This window comes from Erysipelatoclostridium sp. MSK.23.31, assembly GCF_019125875.1.
In the GTDB taxonomy this organism is placed as follows: Bacteria; Bacillota_I; Bacilli_A; order Erysipelotrichales; family Coprobacillaceae; genus Thomasclavelia; species Thomasclavelia ramosa.
Window position 1 is genome coordinate 15,242 of the sequence record NZ_JAHOCB010000013.1, and the last position, 15,345, is coordinate 30,586.

Sequence of the window (15,345 nt, forward strand, 5' to 3'; positions counted from 1 at the left end):
TAATGTATTTATTATAGTTTTTTTTATCTCTTAAGTCAAAAAGAGTGCCAAATCACACTCTAATTATACCGTTTTCTGCGGTTTGTATCTTTAACAATATAAATTGGTCGAGCTTTATTTTCCATATAATCTTTAGACACATATTCTCCTAATATTGCAATTAATAACATTTGTGTTCCACTTAAAAATAAAATTAAACAGACAATCGTAGTATATCCACCTACGCTATTTCCAAACATCAATGTTGAAATCGCTGTATATAACGATAAAATAATTGAACCAACAAATAGGATAACACCAAATATTCCTGCTATCTTTAGTGGAGCAGTAGAAAATGAGAAAATTCCTTCTAAAGCATAAGAAAATAAGCTTTTAAAATTCCATTTAGTAGAACCAGCAGCCCTTTCTACATTATTAAATGGTAACCACTTTGTCTCAAAACCAACATATGAAAATAAACCTTTCATATAACGATTATACTCTCTAATTTCTAAAATTGAATCAACCATAAGACGACTCATCATTCTAAAATCTCCTGCGCCATCACTCATATCCAATTTTGATAATTTTTGCATCACCTTATAAAATGACTTACTTAAGAAATTTCTTAATCTACCTTCACCCTCACGATCCATTCTTTTTCCCGCACAACAATCGTAACCTTCTTGACTTACTGCCTGATACATCGGTGCCAGCAATTTTGGGGGATGTTGAAGATCTGCATCCATGATTACACAATAATCACCGGTTGATTTTTCCAAGCCAGCGAACATCGCTGCTTCTTTTCCAAAGTTGCGAGAAAATGAATAATAGTCACAATGGTGATCTTTAGCACAGATCATCTTTAATAAATCAATTGTATGATCATGACTACCATCATCAATAAATAAGATTTCATAATCAATATTTTCAATCGTTTCAAGTTCTTTAGTCACTTCCTTATGGAATAATGGAAGTACTTCCTCTTCATTATAACAAGGTACGATTACACTAATTTTGTCCATATTCATGTCCTCCTTTGGCAGCAAAAATCTTAAACTTGCATAGCCCATAATTTGAAACTACTGTAATTACACTAACTACTACTTTTGATAACATCTCATTTGCAGATAATAACTGAATAAAAATAAATAATAATCCGCTTTCAACTAATAATGTCCCTAATCTTAAAATAAAGAATTGATAAGCTTCTTTTCCAGTTTCATTAGCACTTTTAAAAACAAAATGTTTATTAGCCCAAAAAGCGAAGATAACAGCACCAACCCAAGAGATTACATTTGCAAAAAGCCAGCCCTGATCCATCATTGTAATCACAAACCAATAAATTACAAAGTTAATTAGCGTTGTGCATCCACCTACAAATACATAACTAATTAATTCTTTCAAATCCTTTTTCATTCTTTTTCCTTCTCCCTTGAAATACTAACCATATAAAACCCACACCACTACAAACATAACCAACATTTTTCATTGGAGCTTTAAATATAATTCTAATCTGGTGTTGTCCTTTAGAAATCTTTGCTCCTAAAAATGCTTTATTTACACACTCCTTAGCAACTTCTTTGCCATCAATTAATACCGTATAGCCATTTTGATACGGTAATGAAGTAACTAAATAGCCATCATTACTAACATTGATTGTTCCTTCTACAAGATTGCCATCTTGATTATACGAGCCAACTAATGCATCAATTTCTTGATTACGGTTTTTGATTACATCATAGTCAATCGTAGAAACTTTTATATTCTTTAAATCATAACGTCCATTACTGAAACTAATACTAAGTTGGTCAAGCAATTCATTTTGACTTAAAACATATGTAAAATGCGTATTATGATTTGGATAAGCAGCACTTGAACTAGATAACTTATTTTTTACCCCATTAATCGTAATACTCGTATCTTTACGCTTAATTAATTTAACTTTAGCTAAATCAAATTCCACAATTAAAATCTTATTAGTTAAATCTTGATTGATCCCTAATTCTAATTTACCCGTCTTTTTAGTGTTAATACGATAGCCATCATTTAATTTAGTTATTTGTAAATTATCGCTTTTTTCTTTTACAACTGTTTCTAGTGCAACCGTAGCTGCCTTACTTTGATAATTACTCTGACCGCCTGCAACAACCACATTATTATAAATAGTGTCTAATGTTTGTGGGTAATCTAGACGATCAAACTGCACAACATCATAGCTATTACTAGTTGCATAAACAAGCGGCAATACTTTATCATTTTGATATAGATTATTACCAATTGCTTGATATCCCATCGGTACTACATTTTCACTATAGAGCGTCTTCACTCCCATCATTCCTTGAAAGAAAATATTTGAATTTGATAGACAAGCGACACGATTTTTAATACTAATAGGATTTTTAATAATATCGTAATAAAAATGATTATAGAGACTATTACTAACGGAACTATAGATTGAACTTCTAAGCTCGTTATTACTAACTTGATTGACAGTGTTCAATGACTGTTTAAAAATATCATATCGACCATCTTTTTCTACTTTAATATTTTTTAAATTCGAAACTTGTTGATAAGTGTCTTTTGTAACAAAACTCTCTTTTTGATTATTAACATAGCTAATTATTAAAGGCATTACCAACAATAAATATAAAGTTCGTTCAGTTATTCTTAGATACAATAATATCCCAACCAAACAAATTATAATATCTAAAATAACTAATGGCTCTTTATAAAATAAGACAATTGGTAAAATAAGTAGCACAATTAATTTTAAATCCAATTTAATTTGTGATTGTTTATACTCATTGATTGTTTGAATTACTACATAAATAATCAATGGTGTAAAAGGAAGCAAAATCTTGGCCCGAGGATATAAAAAACCATTTAAGACAAAACTAAAGATCGGGATAAATAATAACAATAATAGCCAGATCGATAATTTTCTCGTTTCTTTTAATTTTAAGCTTAGAACTAAACCTGCCCATGCAACAAAGCCTAATCCACAACCATAAGCATTATACAATAGGGCTTTAAAATCACCTCGTGGCACTACTAACGACATCAAATCAAGTGAGCCGCCACTACTTTGATGGTTTTCCAGCATAACATAGGCAGTTGGAATTAAAAGAATTCCACAAATAAGCACTCCGATCAATAACGGCTGAATAAATAAACATAACTTTTTAAAAGTAATTAGGTTTTTCAATCGATACATTTCAAAACAATAATATGTAAAAATTGTTAGTAAAGCTGAAATTGCAAAAAAATAACTATTTGCAATTATTAGAACCACTGCTCCAATTAATAACCCTTGCTTTTGATTTTTAATATATGTATCTACCGCGATCAATGCCAAAAGCACTCCAGGCATATAATCAACAAACATGATTTGGCGGTGACTTTGGAATAATACAGAAGAAGATAATAATAATACAGCTCCAACTATACATAGCGTTGTGCTAAACTGTTTGCGTTTCAACCATATATAGGTCAGGTTAACACTTAAAACTAAATTTATTATCATATAGGTAATTATAATATCTTTCATTGCTATTCCAGGAATAAGACAGCCAATTAATATGTCAGGTCGAAACAATCCATAATAAGATATATTATAAATATTTTGACCACCGCCGATATTAAATGCAAAATCGGGGAAAAATGATTTTGTCTCTAACATCGTCTTCCGAATATAATCAGCTAGATTGACATGTTGCGATAGCCAATCAGTATTAGCTCCAAAGATACTAGAAGAAGGCGTGATGACTATGATCATCACTAAGGTTAAACATGTTAAAAATATAATTGGGTAAAACTGCTTTTTTTTCATTACTATCATTCTCCTGCTCACATTATCGTATATATTCCTTAAGAATCACCTAAAGAACATCTAAATATTTCTTAATTTTCATTTTACTATCTTCTTAATTTCCATTATGATGTATAATAAATACGAAAGTTGGTGAATATATGACGAACAATAAAATTTTAATTGTCGATGACAATCCTGAAATTAGAGAAGTATTAAATGTTTTGCTCTCAAGTGAAGGTTATGATGTGATTGAGGCTAAAGATGGCCAAGAAGCAATTGATATGGTTAGTGATGATATCGATTTATATATTCTCGATATTATGATGCCTATAATCAATGGTTACCAAGCCTGTGTTGAAATTAGAAAAAAATCTAACGCCCCAATCTTATTTTTAACAGCAAAAGGTCAAGAAAGTGACAAAACACTTGGTTTTTCTAGTGGTGGGGATGATTATTTATCAAAACCATTCTCTTATAATGAATTAACGACAAGAGTGAAGGCATTGTTGCGTCGATACTATGTTTATCAAGGTAAAATGGAAAAAGAAGAAAATAATGATGACAACATTGTTTACAATAATATTACTATTAATCCTAACAGTGAAGCAGTGTATCTAAACGGAGAACAAATTGAATTAACTTACCTAGAATACCAAATTCTTTATCTTTTATTAAGTAATCGTAAAAGAATTTTTTCAACGCAAACATTGTATGAGAGTATTTGGAATGAACCTTATTATTATAGTGCTAATAACACAATTATGGTTCATATTCGAAATCTTCGTAAAAAAATAGAGAGTGATCCTCAAAATCCAAAAATAATTAAAACAATTTGGGGTAAGGGTTATCGTTGTGATTAAAAATTTCTTTAATAAATTAAGTATTCAAATTAGTGCCATTATCATTATTTGTGGAACCTTAGGGGTGGCAACTTTTTGTCTACTTTATGCCGGTAAAGAAAGTTTCTTTGAATTTACCCAAAACTTAGGGGTCATCTCTGAAAATACTGAAGCTTATGCAAATAATATTGAAAATCAAATTATTGATCAAAATGTATCAATTACTGATGTCGATACTCTAGATAAGATCTTAGGTACTAGCGATATTTATAGTGTCAATCTATATAATAAGGCTGATAACCTTGCCATTACTGGTTCTTTTGCTACCATGCTTGACAATTTTATCATCGGTTCAACAGTATATGATACTGAAGCAATTTATAACGGTGACGATTATAGTACAGAAATTGAGTTAAAAGATGGAACCATTGAAATGTATGTTTACTCATATGCTTTAGCTAAATTAGTCGTTCCTTACATCGTTGCCTCAATTGTCATTGCCTTATTTACCTTTTTACTTCCAACCTTTTTATTTATTCGACGTAAAGTAAATTATATGACAACATTAAAAAATGAAGTTACAATTATGTCACAAGGTGATTTAGACCATACAATCAAAATTAATAGTAATGATGAAATTGCAGAATTATCTAATCAAATTGATAATCTTCGCCTAACCTTAAAAGACAACTTTGCTACTGAAGAAGCTAATCGCAAAGCTAATTATGAATTAGTTACAGCACTTTCTCATGATTTGCGAACTCCTTTAACTTCTTTAATGGGATATTTAGATATTATTAGACTAAAGAAATTTAAAAATGAAGATCAATATAATTTATATTTGAAAAATTCAATTGATAAAGTAAATCAAATTAATGAACTAGCAAATAAAATGTTTGAATACTTTCTCGTCTTTAGTAAAGATCAAGATACTGAATTATCTAAGATGTCACTCGGCGTAATTTACGAATATATTTTAGAAAATATTGGTGTCTTAGAAGAAAATGGTTTTGAAGTAATCAAAAACATTAAGCATTCTGATTACTTTATTCGCGGTAATATTAATTTAGTCAAACGAATTATTAATAATGTTTTTTCCAATGTCTTAAAATACGCAGATATTAAACAGCCCGTTTATATCACTTTATTGATCGATGAAGATATTGAAAATCTAGGCTTAACGATTAAAAATACAAAAAAACATAGTGCTAACTATATTGAAAGTAATCAAATCGGTCTTAAAAGTGTCCAACAAATGATCAAGATTCACGATGGTACTTTTACAGTTCTTGACGAAGAAAGTACTTTCACAGTATCAATTACAATTCCTTTAATGCAATAATTAGTGTATAATGTTGCTATAATTTTAATTAAAAGGAGATATTATGCAGGCAATAGCAAAATTTCATAAAGTATCTAAAGAACAATTTATAATTGATTTCAAGGACAGTTTTCCTAAATATGATGAGGCAGCCATTAATGATATATATGCTTCAATTAAATTACCTAAGCGCGCTACTATCGGTTCTGCGGGTTATGACTTTTATACCCCTATCGATTTCATTTTAAAACCTCATGAAACAATTAAAATTCCTACTGGAATTAGAGTTTCTATCAACGATGGGTGGGTTCTTGCTATCTTTCCAAGAAGCGGACTTGGTTTTAAATATCGTTTACAATTAAACAATACAGTTGGAATCATTGATAGTGATTATTTCAATAGTGACAACGAAGGTCATATTTTTATTAAAATAACTAATGACAGTAATGAAGATAAAACAGTTGAATTAAAAGCTGGCCAAGGTTTTGGACAAGGAATCTTCCTACAATACGGTATTGTTGAAGATGACAATACGACTGATGAACGTAATGGCGGTTTTGGTTCAACAACTAAATAAAAAAATCAGATGGTTGATTATAGTGAACCATCTGATTTTTTTATAAGTTATTTTTATTTTCTTGATAATGTTGTTTAAATTTAATTGCTATTATTAAACAAACAATAATTCCTATTAAAAATGGAATCGCTGAAAAAAAGGCAACGTACGGTGGAAAACTAGTCGTTTTATGATGTTCAATCAAACAATATTGATATGCCACAACAATACATAATAAATGTGATAAAAATAAAGTCAACCCCAAAAAACTATAATACATATACTGATAAAATTTCATTTCATCCACCTCCATATGACTTTGTTATGATTCATTTATTCCTTCTTTTATCATTATAACATAGTATTTTTTATCAATTCCCATGATTCCCTATTTATTTACAAAATCTTTAGTAATATGTTATCTTTTTTGATAATATATTAGTATAGGAGGGAATTATTATGGATATTTTAATGAAATATGCTAAAAAGAAAACTGTTTTTATTTTATCGACAGTTTTGTCAGGGATAGTTACATTATTGTATTTAATCTCAAAATTCGGTCCAACAACATCATCTAATGTTAATATCAATGATATTAATGAATTAGCTGGAACGATTGGATCAATGGTTACAATTATTCAAATTATATTTTATCTATTTATTATATTGGCCATTGTAACCGCCATTCTTAGTGGAGTTTATTTTTTCAAAAAAAATAAGCAAGAATACGTGATGCTAGGGGAATTCATCGTTTCATGTATCAACTCAATATTATTACTATTATCAATGTCCGGAATCAATGCTATTTGTAAGATTCTTAGAGTTGCAATTAGTGGTGATTATTCATCACTTATGACTATGAATTCAGCACGATTACTTAGTTCCGTAACTAGCGCTGCAAGCAACCTTAAATATTTTATGTATTTATCAATTTTTGTATTTATTATCAATATTGTTTTATTATTAATTGTTAAAAAAATTATTAATATTGAAGGGTTTCATTTCAATTTTGATGAACCAGTTGTAACTGCTGTTCCAGCTCAAGAACCTGTTCATGAAGATTCTACAACTGTCGAAGACGATTCTACGATAGCTGATAATGAGTTAACACAAGAAAACGGAGAAACTGAAACTAACACGGTTGAACCTAATGCTTCTGAAACTAAACCGGCAACTATCAATACACAAAAAATCAAAGACTTCTTTAAAACAAAAAACGGAAAAATAACGATTGGTGTTGCTGCTGCTCTTATTGTTTGCTTTGGTGGTTATAAAATATATGATACATTCTTTAATTATACTAGTATTGATCTAGGTAAAAATATTACTGTTGAATTTACCGGGAAAGACGGAAGTGGTTATATAAAAGATGTTGAAAGCAATATCGATTATGACAAAAATAATTCTGATTTATCTAACTTTGTTAGCAGCACTTATACTGACTATGATTTTTCTGGAGATCTATCTAATGGTGATAAAATAACTGTAACGATTAAATACTCAGAAGAATTGGCTAAAGCAAATAAAATCAAAGTAACTAATGATTCTAAAACTTTTACTGTTAAAGGTCTAATTGAAAAATTTAAAGATAGCAGTAAAATACCAGAAAAAGTTATTACTCAATTAAAAAAAGAAGCTGACAAAAACATAAAGAATCGCTATAAAGATGGTTATTCTTTTACTTATAATCATGAATTTAATTCTCTTTGGTTTGCCAAAGGGGAAGATGATGATAACGACAGTGTTATTGCTATATATAAAATTGACGAAACATATACCTCATCATTCAGTGGCCAACAAGACGTTGAAACTTACTATGCCGCAATCTATGTCGATGATGTTGATTCTGCCTATTTAGATGAAAAGTCACATTATTGGTATGGGGCTTCTTTATATGGCAGTGATGGTAAAGAATTATCAGATCTAAATGCATTGGAAACTGCTTTAAAAGAAAAATTTGATGATCAAACTTTAGAATTAATCAAATAAAAAACTAAAACCACTTTTTAAAATATTTAAGAAGTGGTTTTTTTATTCCAAATCAAACTGATTATTAAATTATTTTCACTTATCTTAGCAGTTACACTTCCCCCTAAGATCTCAGTAAATTCTTTAACAATAGCTAATCCTAAGCCAGTATTTTGTTTTGTACGAGAAATATCAGAAGTATAAAACTCATCGAATATTTGTTCAACTATGATTGGCTCATCTAATCGATTTTTGAATTGGAAACAAATTTCTGCTCCCGTATTAATAGAAATATAAATATCTCCACGGCTATGCTTCAAAGCATTAATAATTAAATTATCAAAAATTCTCCGTAAGATCCGTTCATTACTAAGCATCTCTATTTTTTTATTACCTTCAATATAGATCATCCGCCCTTGACTATTAAAATCTTGATAATAACAAACTAACTCTTCTTCAAAAATACGATTAATATCTAATAACTTTAATTCAAATTTTTCTTCATTGGAAATGATTTTAGTAAAAGTAAAAAAATCTTCTATCAATTGCGATAGCTGTTTTAACTTATCAATAATAATTGATTCATATTTATGCTGCTCTTCTCCACTTAGCTCATATTTTTGCAACAATTCGACATAGCCCAAGGCCGAAGTTAATGGCGTTTTTAAATCATGAGAAATATTTACAATTGTTTTTTGCAAACTATTATTTTTCTTTTCAATATCAATCTCTAATTTTCTAAACGTTAGCATCATTTCATTTACTTCTTGTAATAATTCTCTAAGTTCAAGATTCCCGTTAGTTGTTGTAATCAAAGCATTAGTATCAAGCCCACTTATTTTATTAATATCATTAGCCGCTTTTCTAATACTTTTTTTAAATTAAAAATATAACAGGTAGCAATAAGCAGTAAAATGATCAAAATTATCACTATTACTAACATTCAGCTACCTCCTGATTATTTAATATTGTATCGTTTAAAATACGTTACTCCTATCATACTTGAAGCGATGATCAATCCAATTCCTGTTAAAATTCCTGTTAACAATGTCTTTATTTCTATCTGTCCAATAACTGCCATGTCCCGAAGAATTGTTTCAAACTCAAATTGCATGATTATACTACCATCAATATTAAAAACAGTAATAATTGTCATTAATAGCATCTGTGATACCATAACTAACACGATTGCGATTGCATTATATCGTGATGTTTTTTGTGTTATTGCGGCAATCATCACTAGTACGCTCATTATACCACAAAAGATCGGCAACTGTCGCAGCATAATTATTGTTATATCTAAAAAGCTAGAATAATGACTCGGTGCATTAAAGATAATATTACCAAAATAACCTAAATAAGTACTGATTGCTATTATTGCTATCCCTAATCCCCATGTCAAAAGGAGCTTAGCGAAATAGTATGTCGTCCGTGAAACATCTGTAGAGATAACATTTTTAGCAGTATGATTAGCTAAATCAACACAAATAACTGCAAAGACTACAAAAATCAGTACATAGTACAGATTCCCATTAACTTTCATCATCCCTTCATCTAATAGCTCATTACTCTCACCAGCTACCTTTCTTACATCTTCTGGAGCTGCTAAATCATCTTCTTTAGTTACTTCTGAATTACTCGTTAACCCGCCACTTATTCCAATATGACCTGGCGATCTTAAATAAATTGAAACACTGCACAGTGCGATGATTGCTAGAAGACAAACATAAATTCCTTTTCCTTTAAAAATCCTAAATAAATCAGCTTTAATGATATTCAACATTCTATTCACCATCCCTAATAATATTTTTAAAATACTCTTCTAACGATACTCCAATTTCACTAATTGCATAAAGTTCAATTCCCTTTTCAACTATTGCCTTACTAACAATGTGTTGTGCATCTAAATAATCATATAGACGAATTTCTTGATCATTTAAGACTTTGTAATTAGCTGTCTTTAGTTCTTCTTCTAATAAGACACTAGCTTTTTTTATATCATTTACCTTAAGTAATAAACAATGACTACACTCATTATCTAACTGTTCTTTTGATAATTCTTTAACGATCTTACCACCTTCAAGAATTCCAAACTTATTTGCTACTAAATACAGTTCTGATAAAATATGACTAGAAATCAAAATCGTTATATTTTCTTGTTGTAATTGCAATAACGTTTCTCTAATCTCACTAATTCCTAATGGATCTAAACCATTGATTGGTTCATCTAAAATTATAAAATCAGGATTATTTAAAATTACCAAAGCAATTCCTAAACGCTGCTTCATTCCTAATGAAAACTGTTTAAATTTCTTTTTACCAGTATTATTTAATTTAACCTTTTCTAGTACTTCCTCAATCTTGTGACGATCAATAATTCCTTTTAAAATACAGTAATACTTTAAATTATCATATGCTGATAAATTAGGATAAAACGCTGGACTTTCAATCATACATCCCATCCTATTTTTACTATCCCTCCTACCCTTTTACTGTATAAAAAAAGAGTTAAATAACTCTTAATCAATTCTTAAATAAGTCTTAATTCCGTTATCCTTTTATTTTATAACCAATTCCCCAGACTGTTTCTATATACTCTTGATTTGGATTAGCTTGTTTTAACTTACTACGAATCTTACTAATATGAACATTTAGCGTATTATCATCACCTGAATCTTCGTGGTCCCAAACCATTTCAAATAAAATATCTTTTGTAAAAACACGAGTTGGACTTTCTAATAATATTTTTAATAGTTTAAACTCAATTTTAGATAAATTTATTTTTATCTCATTACAAGTCACTTTATAACTATTTTCATCAAGAATAATATCTTTATAAGTAATTAGAGCTGCTAGAGCTGATGAAAAAGCTACTTGCCGATGCTTTAATTGTATCTTTACTCTTGCTAAAAGTTCATTATTATCAAATGGTTTGATCAAATAGTCATCAGCTCCCAAAGTAAATAGGTCAAGTTTTGTATCCATTTTATCGATTGCAGTTAAAATAATCACCGGTAAATCTTTCTTCTTTTTGATTTCCTTAATTACTTCCTGACCACTAAGACCCGGTAACATCAAATCCAAAAGTACTAAATCTACATGTTCATCTAATAAAAGTAATGCCTCTGTCCCAGAATAAGCACTAACACTTTCGATACAATTTAATCTTAATAGATCATGAATCATATTATTAATATCATTGTCATCTTCTACGATCAATATTTTTACCATTGTTATACTACATTCCTTCACTTACACAGTGATAGTATAACACAATATACCTCTCCAAGACATATTGGTTTTAAGAGCTTATCTTTGTATTTCTAATAAGAAAAAGAAGTATCTAAGTTTAGATACTTCTGGATTATGAATTATGAGCAAATTGTGAATTATACAATTTTTCATACTCACCTTGTTTTGCTAATAATTCTTCGTGTGTTCCTTGTTCGACGATATCACCATTATTGATTACTAAAATCAAGTCAGCACTCTTAATAGTTGATAGACGATGGGCAATAACAAAACTTGTCCGCCCTTTCATAACCCGCTGCATTGCTTCTTGCAGCATTTTTTCTAAACGGGTATCAACCGATGAAGTCGCCTCATCAAGAATCAAGATTTGAGGATCTTTTAAGATTGCTCGGGCAATCGTTAATAATTGTTTCTCCCCTTGCGAGATGTTATTGGCTTCTTCATTTATATGTGAATTATATCCATCTGGCAGAGTTCTAATAAAATGATGAACATTGGCCATTTTAGCAGCATTAATAATCTCATCTTTGCGAGCATCCAAACGACCATAACGAATGTTATCATAAATTGTTCCAGAATATAGCCATGTATCCTGTAAAACCATTCCAAACATAGAACGTAACTCTTCCCGTGGTAAATCACGAATATCAACGCCGTCTATTTTAATACTACCACCTTTAACATCGTAAAAACGTAATAGTAAATTAATAATTGTTGTTTTTCCTGCTCCAGTCGGTCCAACAATTGCAACCATCTGACCACTTTTAACATTAACATTCAAATCTTTCATTAAGTTTTCTTCATAATAACCAAACTTAACATGTTCAAAATCAACATTTCCAGCCACTTCGCTCAAATGTTTAGGCGGATTAGCTTCCGGTACTTCTTCCGGTTCTTCCAATAACTCAATCACCCTTCCTAGTGCTGCAAAAGCAGACTGAATTTGTGATGATAAGTTAGATATTTGCGATAAAGGATCATTAATTTGCCAAATATAACGAATAAAAGCTTGTAACTGCCCAACTAAAAATGTTCCTGCAATTACATCAGCAGTTCCCACTACAGCAACTGCCCCAATTGCTAAATAAGTAACTAATGCATTTAAAGGTGCAATCGTTGATGAAACGAATTGTGCTTTAAAGGCATTTTCTTTTAAATTTTCATTAATTTTTTTAAATTTTTCAACTGATTCCACTTGTTGATTATATAATAAAATTTCATTATATCCTGTATACATTTCAGTTACAGTACTATTTAATTCACCAAGCGCATCTTGTTGATTTTTAAATAATTTTTGACTTTTTCCTACAACTAGCTTAGTTACTAATAGCGATAATGGAATAATCATCGTTCCAATAATTGCCATCTTAGGATTAATCATATACATCATTGTTAACGCTAAAGTAACAGTTAATACTCCACTGACGATCTGCGTAAAACTTTGTTGTAGAGCGTTAGAAATAGCATCAACATCATTAGTAATTCGACTTAAAACATCTCCAAAATGATGATTATCAAAATATCTTACTGGTAATTTACGAATCTTATTTTGTAAAGCATTACGAAGATCTTCCATTGCTTGCTGAATTGCATTCGTCAAATAAACTACTGAAATCATTTGAGCAACTGTTTTAATAATATAAATGACTACTAAACTAAGTACAATTTTAATAATTGCCCCAAAGCTAATATCCACACTTGTTAAACTACTGCTTTTAGCAACATCGCTCGCTAATTGAGTAGTGATCATTCCTTCAAATGTTGGTGCTAAAACCATTGAAATATTGAAAGCAAAAATCATTAGGATAGCAATAATAAATTGCCATTTATACGGCTTAATAAATGGTATTAAACCCTTTAAACTTTTTTTAAAACTATATTTTTTATGCATTTGCTAATTCCTCCTCACTTAATTGAGAAGTTGCAATCTCATGATAAATTTGACATTCCTTTAATAATTGATGATGTGTTCCTTTTCCTACGACCTTACCTTCATTTAAAACAATGATCTGATCTGCCTCCATAATACTAGAAATTCTTTGAGCTACAACTAGCATGATTGATTCGGTCATTTCTTTTTTTAACTCTTTCCTTAAAATTGCATCTGTTTTAAAATCCAATGCTGAAAAAGAATCATCAAAGATATAAATTTGAGCTTTACGAACTAATGCCCGAGCAATACTTAATCGTTGTTTTTGACCACCCGAAACATTTGTCGCTCCTTCACTGATTTCTTCATCAAAGCCATTTTCTTTTTCCATTATAAATGGATAAGCCTGCGCAACTTTAGCAGCATATTCTACTTCTTCATCACTAGCATCCTTTTTCCCAAAACGAATATTATCAGCAATTGTCCCACTAAATAATACTGCTTTTTGAGGAATCACACCTAATTTATCTCGTAATTCTAATACATCATAATCACGAATATCTTTCCCATTGATTTTAATACTTCCACTACTAACATCATAAAATCTTGGTACTAAATTCACTAATGTACTTTTACCAGAACCAGTACTTCCAATAAAAGCAATCATTTCGCCTTTGTTCGCTTTAAAAGAAACATCCTGAAGAACCGGCTCCTCACCATCAGGATAAACAAAAGTTACATGATCAAACTCAATACTTACTTTTTCATCAAAATCGCTATCTGCAGGTTTATTTTTAATTATTGGATCTAAATTGAAGACTTCTTCAATTCGTTTCGCTGACACCTCAGCCCGAGGATACATCATAAACACCGTACAGAAAAGCATAATCGAAAACATCGCATGGAATAAATAATCCATGAAAGCAACAAGCTGTCCAATTTCTAAAGAACCAGTAGAAATTAGATGAGCTGCTACCCAATATATTGACAAACCAGCAACATTCATCAGCATAAAGAAAATTGGCTGTGTCATGGTCATAATTTTAAATAATTTTTTTGAATATTTAGTAAAGCGATGATTTGTTTCTTTAAACCGTTTTTGTTCATATTGATCATTATTAAAAGCTCTAATTACTCGAATCCCGCTAAGATTTTCTCTCGAAATACGATTCAAGTCATCTAATGAACTTTGTTGATTTTCTGAAATTGGTTTAGTAATCTTCGCTACTACGACAACCCCAAGGATAATCAACGGAATTGTAGCAGCAATAATATATGATAACGGTAACGAAGTCCGCGCTGTCATAATAAAACTAAAAATAAACATAATTGGTGTCATCAAAGCTGTCCGAAGCAATACGTTAACAAATTGTTGAATTTGAAAAGCGTCATTATTCGTCCTTGTAATCATTGATGATGTCCCAATCTGATTAAATTCATTAGCTGTAAATTGTTGTACTTTAGCAAAGATATCATTTCTAATATCACGAGTAATTGCAGTTGATATTTTTGAACAACAATATCCTAGGGCAATGGTTCCACCCACACCGATAAGTGAAACTAAGGCAATACAGCCACCCATCATATAGATGAAGCTAACGTCTTTATTAGTAACCCCAACATCTATCATTGTTGCTACAATGGTCGGAATTCCTAATTCAACTAAAATAAATCCAAAAACTGAAATTACATTAAAAAAGAATAGTAATTTGTAGTTTTTTAAATACTTTAAGATTAATTTCATAT

Annotated in this window: 13 protein-coding genes and 1 pseudogene; 4 read left to right on the forward strand and 10 right to left on the reverse strand. The window is 30.1% G+C overall.

What is annotated here, in order from left to right:
* Positions 1-59: 59 nt before the first annotated feature.
* Genes KSU54_RS07540 through KSU54_RS07550 form a run of 3 tightly spaced genes read right to left on the reverse strand, consistent with a single transcriptional unit; the run spans position 60 to position 3,811 of the window.
* Complete coding sequence (locus KSU54_RS07540; RefSeq protein WP_008792407.1) at positions 60-1,004, reverse strand: glycosyltransferase family 2 protein; 945 nt, start codon at positions 1,002-1,004, stop codon at positions 60-62.
* Positions 991-1,398: a GtrA family protein gene (locus tag KSU54_RS07545; RefSeq protein WP_003535077.1), complete on the reverse strand. Its 408-nt coding sequence runs from the start codon at positions 1,396-1,398 to the stop codon at positions 991-993. Before KSU54_RS07545 ends, KSU54_RS07540 begins: the two co-directional genes overlap by 14 nt.
* Positions 1,370-3,811, reverse strand: a complete 2,442-nt coding sequence (locus tag KSU54_RS07550) for a YfhO family protein (RefSeq protein ID WP_117792014.1) — start codon at positions 3,809-3,811, stop codon at positions 1,370-1,372. The genes KSU54_RS07545 and KSU54_RS07550 overlap by 29 nt, the downstream gene beginning before the upstream one ends.
* A 140-nt stretch (positions 3,812-3,951) precedes the next feature.
* Here KSU54_RS07550 and KSU54_RS07555 point away from each other — a divergent pair, with 140 nt between their 5' ends.
* From KSU54_RS07555 to KSU54_RS07565, 3 genes are read left to right on the forward strand one after another with little or no spacing between them, the layout of a single operon-like run.
* Complete coding sequence (locus tag KSU54_RS07555) at positions 3,952-4,653, forward strand: response regulator transcription factor (RefSeq protein WP_003535081.1); 702 nt, start codon at positions 3,952-3,954, stop codon at positions 4,651-4,653.
* A complete protein-coding gene (locus KSU54_RS19280; protein ID WP_003535084.1) occupies positions 4,646-5,974 on the forward strand; it encodes a HAMP domain-containing sensor histidine kinase in 1,329 nt (442 codons plus the stop codon). The genes KSU54_RS07555 and KSU54_RS19280 overlap by 8 nt, the downstream gene beginning before the upstream one ends.
* A gap of 43 nt (positions 5,975-6,017) precedes the next feature.
* On the forward strand, positions 6,018-6,530 hold the full coding sequence (locus tag KSU54_RS07565) for a dUTP diphosphatase (RefSeq protein WP_003535086.1): 513 nt from the start codon (positions 6,018-6,020) through the stop codon (positions 6,528-6,530).
* Positions 6,531-6,570: 40 nt separating this feature from the next.
* Here the strand turns inward: KSU54_RS07565 and KSU54_RS07570 are convergent, their stop codons facing one another.
* Positions 6,571-6,807 carry a hypothetical protein gene (locus tag KSU54_RS07570; RefSeq protein WP_008792410.1) on the reverse strand — a complete coding sequence of 79 codons (237 nt, stop codon included), beginning with the start codon at positions 6,805-6,807 and terminating at the stop codon, positions 6,571-6,573.
* 161 nt (positions 6,808-6,968) lie between these two features.
* On the opposite strand from KSU54_RS07570, the gene KSU54_RS07575 reads away from it, so the two are divergent.
* Entirely contained in the window at positions 6,969-8,498 is a 1,530-nt protein-coding gene (locus KSU54_RS07575; protein WP_009299362.1) for a hypothetical protein, read from the forward strand.
* Positions 8,499-8,524: 26 nt separating this feature from the next.
* Here the strand turns inward: KSU54_RS07575 and KSU54_RS07580 are convergent, their stop codons facing one another.
* The 6 genes and pseudogenes from KSU54_RS07580 to KSU54_RS07605 all read right to left on the reverse strand — a co-directional run bounded on the left by KSU54_RS07580 (position 8,525) and on the right by KSU54_RS07605 (position 15,343).
* Complete coding sequence (locus KSU54_RS07580) at positions 8,525-9,292, reverse strand: sensor histidine kinase (RefSeq protein WP_199414795.1); 768 nt, start codon at positions 9,290-9,292, stop codon at positions 8,525-8,527.
* Positions 9,293-9,435: 143 nt separating this feature from the next.
* Positions 9,436-10,260 (reverse strand): hypothetical protein, encoded by an 825-nt coding sequence (locus tag KSU54_RS07585; protein ID WP_117792013.1) that lies wholly within the window; start codon positions 10,258-10,260, stop codon positions 9,436-9,438.
* 1 nt (position 10,261) lies between these two features.
* Positions 10,262-10,948: pseudogene (locus KSU54_RS07590) on the reverse strand (ATP-binding cassette domain-containing protein); the annotation flags it as partial.
* Between the two features lie 79 nt (positions 10,949-11,027).
* Positions 11,028-11,708, reverse strand: a complete 681-nt coding sequence (locus tag KSU54_RS07595; RefSeq protein ID WP_117792012.1) for a response regulator transcription factor — start codon at positions 11,706-11,708, stop codon at positions 11,028-11,030.
* Between the two features lie 133 nt (positions 11,709-11,841).
* Positions 11,842-13,620 (reverse strand): ABC transporter ATP-binding protein, encoded by a 1,779-nt coding sequence (locus tag KSU54_RS07600; RefSeq protein ID WP_009008518.1) that lies wholly within the window; start codon positions 13,618-13,620, stop codon positions 11,842-11,844.
* Complete coding sequence (locus KSU54_RS07605) at positions 13,613-15,343, reverse strand: ABC transporter ATP-binding protein (RefSeq protein WP_117792011.1); 1,731 nt, start codon at positions 15,341-15,343, stop codon at positions 13,613-13,615. Before KSU54_RS07605 ends, KSU54_RS07600 begins: the two co-directional genes overlap by 8 nt.
* Between the last annotated feature and the right edge of the window lie 2 nt (positions 15,344-15,345).